The sequence below is a fragment of the Bacilli bacterium genome (assembly GCA_036381315.1).
Taxonomy (GTDB): domain Bacteria; phylum Bacillota; class Bacilli; order Paenibacillales; family KCTC-25726; genus DASVDB01.
In genome coordinates this window covers 1-3,662 of sequence record DASVDB010000155.1, presented here as the reverse complement: position 1 = coordinate 3,662, position 3,662 = coordinate 1, and the positions used below count along the sequence as shown (strand labels likewise).

The following is a 3,662-nucleotide window of genomic DNA, read 5'->3' as shown; positions in this document are numbered from 1 at the left end:
GGGCAGTGTGTTGAACCATGTTTGTTTGCATCAAACGGTGATCGGGCAAGAGGCCAGATTGCAGATGGAAAAAGCCGGAGATTATCCGGATGTTGTATTTGGCTGCTGCGGCGGCGGTTCAAACTTTGCCGGTCTGGCGTTTCCGTTTTTGCGGGATAAATTGACCGAGGGAAAAAAAGTCCGGTTGGTGGCCGTGGAGCCGTCCGCATGCCCAACCTTGACCCGCGGCAAATTTGCCTACGACTTCGGGGATGTGGCCAAATTGACGCCGATGATGCAAATGTATACGCTGGGGCATGATTTTATGCCTCCGGGCATTCATGCGGGAGGATTGCGCTATCACGGCGATTCGCCGCTAGTCAGCCAACTGTATCACGACGGACTGCTTGAGGCGATTGCGCTGCAACAAACCGAGATTTTCGCCGCTGCGGTTCAATTTGCGCAGACGGAAGGGATTATTCCGGCGCCGGAATCCGCCCACGCAGTTCGCGCGGCGATCGACGAAGCGTTGCGCGCGAAAGCGGAAGGGCAAAAACGCGTCATTCTAATTGCGCTCTCCGGTCATGGGCATTTTGATATGTCCGCATATGAATCCTATTTGTCCGGCGCATTGCAAGACACGCCCTATTCCGAAGAAGCGTTGCAAGAAAGCATGAGCCGTTTGCCCAAAGTATCGTTGTAATCATGATCGTATTTTTCCCGTGGAATGGATATGAGAGAATAGATGCTACGGTTTGGCATGCTGATGGATAAAGCGACACGGTCCAATTTTCGGTTTGAACTTGCGGCAAGCGTTCTGTTCAGCTTTTTTAACGTTGTGTTCAATCAATTTTACGTACCTGTCGCGATTCTGCAAGGCGCATCCGACTTTCAGGTCGGATTATTGATGGCGTCGCCGGCGATCGGATTGTTGTTTTCGCCGTTGTGGGCAAACTTTTCCGAATACGGCAATCCCAAGTATTTTGTCATCTTTCCGAATTTGGCGGCCAGGCTGCTACTCATGTTGCCCGCGCTGTTTATTTCCCCGTGGATGTTCGTTGCCGTTGCGCTTTTGTTTCAATTATTTATGGGCATCCAGGCGCCGGCATACGCGGCATTAATTCCGCGGATTTATCCCGCGGAATTGCGGGGCAGGCTGATGGGCAACGTGCGTGTGGCCGCCGTCGCGTTCATGATTCCGCTCGCGTATATCGTCGGCAAGTGGATCGATGTGTCAGGGCCGTCCGGCCCGTTTCTGTTTGCCGCGGTCACGGGGGCGGCATCTGTTCTCCTGTTTTTTCCCATGAAGGAAATCATTCCGACAGACCGGCCAAAACGAAAGACGCGGGAAAAATTGCGGCAAAAATTGGCCGATGTCAAGAAAAACAAACCGCTCGTCTTCTATTTGGCGGCAACCATGTTGACGGGGTTTGGCAATACGGTGGCTGCGCCGCTTTATCAAATCATGCAAGTGGACAAATTGCATTTGAGCAGCCTGGAAATCGGCTATACCCGTGTTACCTATTATGTATGCCTGTTGCTGGCGTATCTTGCGCTGGGCTGGGTGATCGACAAATTTTCCGCGCAACGCGCTTTGTTCATCGGTTACGGAGCATGTTCCAGCATTCCATTATTGTACGGATTAATCGGCAATTATCCGGCGGTGCTGGTCGGCTGCGGCTTGCAAGGCTTCAGCGACGCCACCTGGGATATCGTCGCGATGGCCAATATATTCCGGTTGGCGCCGGGCAAAGAAGCGTCCGTTTTCGGCATCTATTTGCTGTTGTTCGGCTTTCGCGGCACGATCGGCCCGCTTTTGAGCACCGGCCTCACGCATACCGTTTCGTTGCCTGTGATCCTTTTAGCCGCGGCGGCGCTATGTTGGAGCGGATTTTTCCTGCTGTTCAAAAATGAAAAAAAATTGCCGCGAACAGCTTCATTCGGCGTGTGAAATTTGATTTTCGTCAATTCTCTCCCGGTTTTTTCACGTTATTGTGGAGTTATATGTCTGGGAGGGATCCATGTGTGTGAAAAAAGTATCATTATTTACACCAGCATAACCGGAAACACAAAGGAAATGGCCGACAAAATCGCCGAAGGAATGCGGGAGGCCGGGGCGGAACCGGTCATGAAAGACGTTTTAATGGCTGATGCGGAAGAGGTGCTGCAATACGACTGTGTTTTGCTTGGCTCATTTACGTGGGGGGAAGGCGATCTTCCCGACGATTTCGAGGATTTTTACGATGATCTGTGCGAACTGGATCTGACGGGCAAGAAGGCGGCCGCTTTTGGCTCGTGCGATTCGACGTACGAGCATTTTGGCGGGGCGGTTGACCTGTTAACGAAAAAACTGCGCGAACTTGGCGCCGATGTCGTACTGGACGGATTGAAAGTGGAACTGCGCCCGTCGGAAAAAGACAAGGAGACATGCCGCGCCTTCGGGCGGGCATTTGTGGAGAAAGGAAGTGTGCCGGCGTGAAGTTTATCGACAATGAAGGAATTACCGATCCGCGCCTGAACCTGGCGATTGAGGAATACGCGTTAAAAGAGCTTCCGCGCGATGACGATTATTTGTTGTTTTACATCAATGAGCCGTCCATCATTATCGGCAAAAACCAAAATACAGCCGAGGAAATCAACGAAGCCTATGTCAGAGAGCACAACATCCATGTCGTTCGCCGTCTTTCCGGCGGGGGCGCGGTGTATCACGATCTGGGCAATCTGAATTTCAGCTTTATCATGAACGACGACGGACATTCGTTTCACAATTTCCGCAAATTCACCGAACCTGTAGCGGCGGCGTTGCGAGAAATGGGCGTTGCGGCGCAAGTGTCCGGGCGCAACGATATTCAGGTAGGGGAGCGCAAGATTTCCGGCAATGCGCAATATTCCACGAAAGGCCGCATGTTCAGCCACGGCACGCTGTTGTTTGATTCCGAAATCGAACATGTCGTCAGCGCGCTGCGCGTCAACGAGAACAAGCTGCAATCGAAAGGAATCAAGTCGATCCGCAGCCGTGTGGCCAATATCAAAGAGTTTTTGCGGGAAGACATCACAATTGAGCAGTTTCGGGAAAAGTTGCTGCATTCGATCTTTGGCGGCAAGGAAATCGTCCGTTATCAACTGACTGAACACGACTGGCAAAAAATCAGGGAATTATCCGCGGCGCGTTATGCCAACTGGGATTGGAACTACGGGAAATCGCCCGAAAGCAATTTCCGGCAAACAAAGCGGCTGTCATCCGGAACATTTGACGTCAGACTGCAAATTGCCAAAGGGAAAATTGCTCTCGCGAAAATATACGGAGACTTTTTCGGCTTGAAAGAAATTTCGGAACTGGAGCACATGTTGGTCGGCGTAAAATACGATCGGGATGCCATAACGCAAAAATTGGCCGAAATCGACTGCAAACTTTATGTCGGACCGGTTGAATTGCGCGAATTCGTCGATTTGTTTTTCTAGTGTTGCGCGCCAACTCTCACCGGTCCGGTGCCGCCTCGCGTCCGTCTCAAGGCGTTGCCAGTCTGCCCCCGTCGACCGGAATCACGGTCCCGGAAATGTAATGGGCCTCGTCGCTAAGATAATACACCGTCTGCGCAATATCGCGCTCATTTCCGCTGCGTTTCAGCGGTATTTTGGCAAGCAGCGCTTCCAGTTGCGCTGCGGAATAGCCTTCCGGGACC

Annotated in this window: 4 protein-coding genes; all 4 read left to right on the top strand. The window is 52.0% G+C overall.

Features of this window, described 5'->3' with window-relative positions; genetic code table 11:
- Window positions 1–682, top strand: a 682-nt coding sequence (locus tag VF260_11625; GenBank protein HEX7057825.1) for a pyridoxal-phosphate dependent enzyme, incomplete at its 5' end; no start/stop codon positions are given.
- 42 nt (window positions 683–724) lie between these two features.
- Window positions 725–1,930 (top strand): MFS transporter, encoded by a 1,206-nt coding sequence (locus VF260_11620; GenBank protein ID HEX7057824.1) that lies wholly within the window; start codon window positions 725–727, stop codon window positions 1,928–1,930.
- Between the two features lie 72 nt (window positions 1,931–2,002).
- On the top strand, window positions 2,003–2,458 hold the full coding sequence (locus VF260_11615) for a flavodoxin (GenBank protein ID HEX7057823.1): 456 nt from the start codon (window positions 2,003–2,005) through the stop codon (window positions 2,456–2,458).
- A complete protein-coding gene (locus VF260_11610) occupies window positions 2,455–3,441 on the top strand; it encodes a lipoate--protein ligase (GenBank protein ID HEX7057822.1) in 987 nt (328 codons plus the stop codon). The genes VF260_11615 and VF260_11610 overlap by 4 nt, the downstream gene beginning before the upstream one ends.
- Window positions 3,442–3,662: the final 221 nt, after the last annotated feature.